General features: G+C 60.9%; 5 protein-coding genes and 1 tRNA gene. 4 read left to right on the top strand and 2 right to left on the bottom strand.

What is annotated here, in order from left to right:
- Both AC07E3_RS20545 and AC07E3_RS20540 read left to right on the top strand, forming a co-directional pair.
- On the top strand, nucleotides 1-518 hold a 518-nt coding region (locus AC07E3_RS20545), incomplete at its 5' end, for a hypothetical protein (RefSeq protein WP_478364516.1).
- 33 nt (nucleotides 519-551) lie between these two features.
- Nucleotides 552-1,910 carry an anti-phage deoxyguanosine triphosphatase gene (locus AC07E3_RS20540; RefSeq protein WP_478364518.1) on the top strand — a complete coding sequence of 453 codons (1,359 nt, stop codon included), beginning with the start codon at nucleotides 552-554 and terminating at the stop codon, nucleotides 1,908-1,910.
- 203 nt (nucleotides 1,911-2,113) lie between these two features.
- Here AC07E3_RS20540 and AC07E3_RS20535 read toward each other — a convergent pair.
- Together AC07E3_RS20535 and AC07E3_RS20530 are read right to left on the bottom strand one after the other, a co-directional pair.
- Nucleotides 2,114-2,190 (bottom strand) — tRNA-Arg (locus tag AC07E3_RS20535).
- 223 nt (nucleotides 2,191-2,413) lie between these two features.
- Complete coding sequence (locus AC07E3_RS20530; RefSeq protein WP_336065470.1) at nucleotides 2,414-3,586, bottom strand: cystathionine beta-lyase; 1,173 nt, start codon at nucleotides 3,584-3,586, stop codon at nucleotides 2,414-2,416.
- Between the two features lie 342 nt (nucleotides 3,587-3,928).
- Here AC07E3_RS20530 and AC07E3_RS20525 point away from each other — a divergent pair, with 342 nt between their 5' ends.
- Nucleotides 3,929-4,957 carry an amino acid ABC transporter substrate-binding protein gene (locus AC07E3_RS20525; protein WP_336065468.1) on the top strand — a complete coding sequence of 343 codons (1,029 nt, stop codon included), beginning with the start codon at nucleotides 3,929-3,931 and terminating at the stop codon, nucleotides 4,955-4,957.
- A 70-nt stretch (nucleotides 4,958-5,027) separates the two neighbouring features.
- The gene (locus AC07E3_RS20520) at nucleotides 5,028-6,218 is read left to right on the top strand and encodes an amino acid ABC transporter permease (RefSeq protein ID WP_336065465.1); all 1,191 of its coding nucleotides are present in this window, start codon (nucleotides 5,028-5,030) and stop codon (nucleotides 6,216-6,218) included.
- Nucleotide 6,219: the final 1 nt, after the last annotated feature.

Here is a 6,219-nt window from a genome sequence, read left to right as displayed (position 1 = left end):
TTGAACTCGCGGCTAAACTTCCTTCTCTGCATTCACAAACTCCGGTTTCGTCAAAAACACCTTATCTCGGTGTCCACGAAACCGGCAGCAGGCCACTCAGCTATCTCGTTGAGAAGGGCAGTACGGCGCATCTGCTCAACTGGCAGCATCCGACCAAGATAGAGCGCTTTGAGCGCCTCGTCTGCTTTCTCCATAGGGCAAAGGTGGACACCACAGACGACATGCGCACAGCGCTCAAGTCTGAACCGTTCTGTGCCGACCTCCAATCATTGAATGGTGTAGGGCCCAAGACAATCGACTACATGGCTTGTTTGGTAGGAATTGAGTCTATTGCAGTGGATCGCCATATTAGAACCTTTGCGTTAAGATCGGGAGTTAATAACGACGCGTATGAATTCTTAAAGAACGTGTTCTGTTTTGCAGCGGACCTGCTTTCTATTTCTCGGCGAGAATTCGACGCGTGGGTGTGGTCCCGTGAGGCCAGCAGACAGTCGCCGCAGCTGAATTTCGTCTTCTAGCAGCATCTCTGGGAAAAGAACGACTTGAAGCCGATGATCTTCGACCCCAACGCCAATATCTGGGGAGCGCGTCGCGAGGGGTGGAAGCCGAGCACGTCCGACGCTCGCGATGCGGCCGCTACCGATTATGGGCGCATTATCCATTCGTCATCGTTCCGGCGCCTGCAAGGCAAGACCCAAATACTCAATCTTGGCGACTCTGACTTCTACCGGAACCGGCTTACACACTCGATCGAGGTGGCTCAGGTAGCGGGCGGAATCGCGCTCCAGCTGAAGAAAGACTTCCCCGACCACGAGGCCTCGCCGTGGATTCCTAATCTTACCATGATCCAAGCGATCGGCGCGACGCATGACCTCGGCCATCCCCCTTTCGGGCATGGCGGCGAGGTCGCGCTCCACTACGCCATGCGAGGCGATGGTGGGTTCGAGGGTAACGGCCAGACCCTGCGCATCCTCAGCCGCCTTGAGAAATTCTCGGCCAGTAATGGCGCCAATCTTTCCCGCCGATCTCTTCTTGGCGTGCTAAAATATCCGGCGCCGATGAGCGCGGTCCGCAGCACAGACGAAAAGTTGACGCCAGCGCTACTAGGCGGCGCATCGGTAGTGCGCCTCATCAACCGGAAGGCCTGCCGTCCGCCCAAGTGCTATCTCAACAGCGAGTCGGATGTGGTGGACTGGCTGCTCGACCCTGTGCCCCGGGTTGAGCGGGACCTGTTCACGGCCTGGGAGCCGGTTGAGGGCGACCATGGCAAGACCAAGCACAAGTCGTTCGATTGTAGCATCATGGACCTCGCCGACGATATCGCCTTCGGGGTGCACGACCTTGAGGACGCACTAACCATGGGTCTCATGGACGCCGACGACCTCGCTTCCGCTTTGCCCGAGGAATCTTGCAGGAGTTTCCTCGACTACATCCAGACTCGCGAGGACTTCGGCAATGACGTCTATGCCGGCCTTGTTAAGGCCCTGAGTGACGATGCGACGCGCAAGCGAAACATTGGCAGGATGGTGACACACCTCATCACCTCGGTCCGGATCAGGGCGGAAGAGGGCTTCGAGACGCCGCTTCTGCGCTATCGGGTGGATCTTCCCGAGCCGCAAAGCACCTTCCTCAACACTCTGAAGAAGGCGGTGAAGGAGAAAGTGATTAGGAGCGCCCGTGTCCAGCAGCTCGAATTCAAGGGCCAGAACATGGTGGTAGCCGTGTTCGAGGCGCTGGCGACCGATCCCAAGTCACTGCTTCCAGAAAGCACCAAGGCTCGCTACGAGGCTGCCGACGAGAAGATGCGCGTGATCTGCGACCACGTTTCCGGAATGACCGACGGTTTCCTGCTGCGCACATACGAACGGCTCTTCAGCCCGCGGATGGGCTCGGTGTTTGACCGCATCTAACCGATCGGGTCGTCCGCACCTGCCGTGTGCGACCGCTACGCAATGTCCTTGTAACGATAATCATTCGACCGGACGAGATACGAACTTTTTCACCGCCGAACGCCGCCGTTTCTACGCTTTTCTGCGCGCGGGCCGTCCTCTGCAAGATGCAAGGGCGTACGCTCGGCGACTATAGCGTATTGTAGAGGGTAATCGGCGGTATTTGGCGCACCCGACAGGATTCGAACCTGTGACCTCTGCCTTCGGAGGGCAGCGCTCTATCCAGCTGAGCTACGGGTGCTGGCCGTGGCGGAGGCGGCGAAGCGCCAGCGCGTGGCCTTCATAGCCGAAGCGTTCGCGCGCATCAACGATGAAATCGCACTGCAGATGTTTCGAACACGCTCATCCGATCATGACGCGCCAGGATCATTCCCTGGCCGGTCAAGCCGGGAAGGGGAGCGTGGGGAGGAGCACGCCCCGGTTTGACCGCCGGAGCGTGCTGCGGGGGTGTGTTCCTGTGCCGGTCAGGCCTTCGCGGCTGCGGCGAGGGCGCCGGCGAGATCGGCCTTCAGGTCTTCCACATCTTCAAGGCCGATCTGCAGACGCATGACGGGGCCTTCCTTCGGAGCGTGCGCGACCGTGCGGTCGTTGAGCTGCACGTGCACGGCAAGGCTCTCATAGCCGCCCCAGGAATAGCCGAGACCGAAATATTTCAGGGCGTCCAGAAACGCATGGGCCTGCGTCTGGCCGCCGCCATCGAGCACGATGGAGAAGAGACCGCTGGCGCCGGAGAAATCGCGCTTCCAGATCGTGTGGCCGGGGTGCGATTCGAGCGCCGGGTGGAGAACGCGGGCAACGCCCTTCTGTCCCTCCAGCCAGCGCGCCAGCGCGAGTGCACTCTGCTGATGGCGTTCGAGACGCACGCCCATGGTCCGCAGGCCGCGCAGCACCTGGTAGACATCGTCGGGCGCGGCACAGATGCCGAGAGCGCCATGGGTTTCGAGCAGGCGCTCGAAGCAGGCCTCGTTGGCCGAAACCGTTCCCAGAAGAATGTCTGAATGCCCTGCCGGATACTTGGTGGCGGCCTGAATGGAGATGTCGACCCCGTGGTCGAGCGGCCGGAAGAAGAGTGGGGTTGCCCAGGTGTTGTCCATCATGACAATGGCCCCGCCGCGGTGCGCCACCTCGACGATGGCGGGGATGTCCTGCATTTCGAACGTTCCGGAACCCGGAGCCTCGGTAAGGACCACTTTGGTGTTGGGTTGCATCAGCGCGCCAATGCCAGCATCCACAGCCGGGTCGTAGTAGGTCACTTCCACGCCGAGCCGGGTGAGCATCGTATCGGCGAAATGCCGGGTCGGGTGATAGACCGAATCGACAATCAGCACGTGGTCGCCGGCAGACAGGAAGGCGAGCAGCGGAACGGTGACGGCTGCAAGGCCCGACGGCACGATGACGGTGCCGGCAGCGCCTTCCAACTCGTTCATCGCTGCTGCCAGCGCATCGGTCGTGGGCGTGCCGCGGGTCCCGTATGTGTATTTCTGGTTGCGCGAGGCCATGGTCTCGGCGTCGGGAAAGAGCACCGTCGACGCGTGTACCACCGGCGGGTTGACGAAACCGTAGAACGCGCGCGGGTTGTTGCCGATATGGGCAAGCCGCGTGTTGTCTCCGACTTTAGTCTTGTTCTTGTCGTTCATGGGACCTGTCGCTTGATTGTCTGTGGCGCGCGCCCGGGGGCTCCCGGGGGCTCCGGGGGGAAGAAATCCCCTGAAACGGGGCGCGGAGGATGCCGGATGGAACGCCATTGTCGGCGACCCGTCAACCGGGGATGGAGCGCGCTTTTGCTTCTGGAGCAAGGGTCTTTCTCTCTTGACCCAAACGGATTTATGGCATTCGATGGGACCAGTGCGTGGGAGAGGAAGCGCGTGTCCGCCCGTTTCCGGGCCGGCACTCCTTTTGGGGTGTACGGGACATTCGCCTGCTTCCGCACTGAAAATGTCAGGGGATAAGCCCGAACACAGAAAAAAGGGTCCGTAATCATGAAAAAAATTGTCAAAGCGTTGCTCGGCTCGGCCGCGATCGCGATGATGGCAGCGCCGGCTTCGGCAGCCACGCTGGATGACGTGAAGGCGAAAGGCCACGTCCAGTGCGGCGTCAACACCGGCCTGATCGGTTTCAGCGCGCCGGACGACCAGGGCAACTGGAAGGGCCTCGACGTGGATTTCTGCCGCGCCGTTGCCGCCGCAATCTTTGACGATCCGGACGCAGTCCAGTTCACCCCGCTTTCCGCCAAAGACCGCTTTACGGCGCTGCAGTCGGGCGAGGTTGACGTGCTTTCGCGCAACACCACCTGGACGATCAGCCGCGACACGGCGCTCGGCCTCAACTTCGCCGGCGTCACGTACTATGACGGTCAGGGCTTCATGATCAACCAGAAGAAGCTCGAGGGCATCAACTCCGCGCTTCAGCTTTCGGGCGCTGCGGTCTGCGTGCAGGCCGGCACGACCACGGAGCTGAACCTCGCCGACTACTTCAAGGCCAACAACATGGAGTACAGCCCTGTTGTTTTCGAGAAGTTCGAAGAGGTGAACGCGGCCTATGATGCGGGGCGCTGCGACGTCTACACGACCGACCAGTCCGGTCTTTATGCGGTGCGCTTAAACCTCTCCAATCCGGATGATCACATCGTTCTGCCCGAAATCATCTCCAAGGAGCCGCTCGGTCCGGCGGTGCGCCATGGCGACGACCAGTGGTTCGACATCGTCAAGTGGGTCTATTACGCGCTGGTCAACGCGGAAGAGCTGGGCATCAGCCAGGCCAATCTCGACGAGAAGATGGGCTCTAACAACCCCGAGGTGCGCCGTCTGCTGGGCACCGAAGATGGCACCAAGCTTGGCACCGACCTTGGTCTGACCAATGACTTCGCCGTGCGTGCGATCAAGCATGTGGGCAATTACGGTGAGATTTTCGAGCGCAATGTGGGTGCTGACAGCCCACTGAAAATCTCGCGCGGGATCAACGCCCTGTGGACCAAGGGCGGCCTTCAGTACGGTATGCCGATCCGCTGATCGGTTCCCGTCAACATAGTGCGTGAGAGGCGGTTCGCGCCGCCTTTCACCATTCCTGGTGAGGATAGCCATGGCCACCCCGCAAACAACTGTGGAGGGCGCGGCGCCTCGTGTGCCGCTCTTCTATGATCCGCGCGTTCGAGGAATTGCCTATCAAGTCCTTGTATTTGCCGGCCTGATTGCCCTGATCTACTGGATCATCGGCAACACGACAGCAAATCTTCAACGTGCCAACATCGCATCCGGCTTCGCTTTCCTGCAGGGGCGCGCCGGCTTCGACATTGGCGACAGTCTCGTCGAATATTCCTCCGATTCCACCTATGGGCGCGCGCTCTTCGTCGGGTTCCTGAACACGCTGCGCGTGGCGGTTGTCGGGATCATCACGGCAACGATTATCGGCTTCATCATCGGCATCGGCCGTCTGTCGAAGAACTGGCTGATCAACCGCATCTGCCTCGTTTATGTCGAGGTGTTTCGCAACATTCCGCCGCTGCTGGTGATTTTCTTCTGGTATTTCGGCGTTCTTTCCGTGCTGCCGCTGCCGCGCGACAGCATCGGCCTGCCGCTCGGTTCCTATCTCAACAGCCGCGGGTTTTATTTCCCGCGCTTCCTGTGGGGCGAGGGCGCCTGGCTCGTTCTGGTCGGTCTCGTTCTCGGCATCGTCTTCACCTTCTTCGTGCGCCGCTGGGCGCACCGACGACAGATGGCGACGGGCGAGCAGTTCCCGGTGTTCTGGACCGGCGCCGGGCTGATTGTCGGGCTGCCGCTTCTTGCGTTTGTCGTGACCGGTTTTCCGCTGAGCTTCGAGTTTCCGGAACTGTCGACGTTCAATCTGCGCGGCGGCATTCAGGTGCGGCCGGAGTTTCTGGCACTCTACCTGGCCCTGTCATTCTATACGGCCGCGTTTATCGCCGAGATCGTGCGCGCCGGGGTGCTGGGTGTCAGCCATGGCCAGAGCGAGGCCGCGCAGGCACTGGGCCTGCGGTCCGGGCAGTCCATGCGGCTGGTGATCATACCGCAGGCACTGCGGATCATCATTCCGCCGCTGACCAGCCAGTATCTGAACCTGACCAAGAACTCGTCGCTGGCGGTGGCGATCGGATATCCCGATCTCGTTGCCACGGGCGGGACGACCCTCAATCAGACCGGGCAGGCCATCGAGGTCGTTGCGATCTGGCTCGTCGTCTATCTCGGGCTCAGTCTCGGTACGGCTGCCCTGATGAACTGGTATAATGCGCGCATGGCGCTGGTGGAGCGGTAGG

The organism is Nitratireductor lacus, assembly GCF_056431025.1.
This window is presented reverse-complemented; position numbering and strand designations above follow the sequence as displayed.

Bases quoted from the DNA above. Each gene is read 5' to 3' on its own strand.
- AC07E3_RS20540 (WP_478364518.1), top strand. From the start codon at position 552: ATGATCTTCGACCCCAACGCCAATATCTGGGGAGCGCGTCGCGAGGGG.
- AC07E3_RS20530 (WP_336065470.1), bottom strand. From the start codon at position 3,586: ATGAACGACAAGAACAAGACTAAAGTCGGAGACAACACGCGGCTTGCC.
- AC07E3_RS20525 (WP_336065468.1), top strand. From the start codon at position 3,929: ATGAAAAAAATTGTCAAAGCGTTGCTCGGCTCGGCCGCGATCGCGATG.
- AC07E3_RS20520 (WP_336065465.1), top strand. From the start codon at position 5,028: ATGGCCACCCCGCAAACAACTGTGGAGGGCGCGGCGCCTCGTGTGCCG.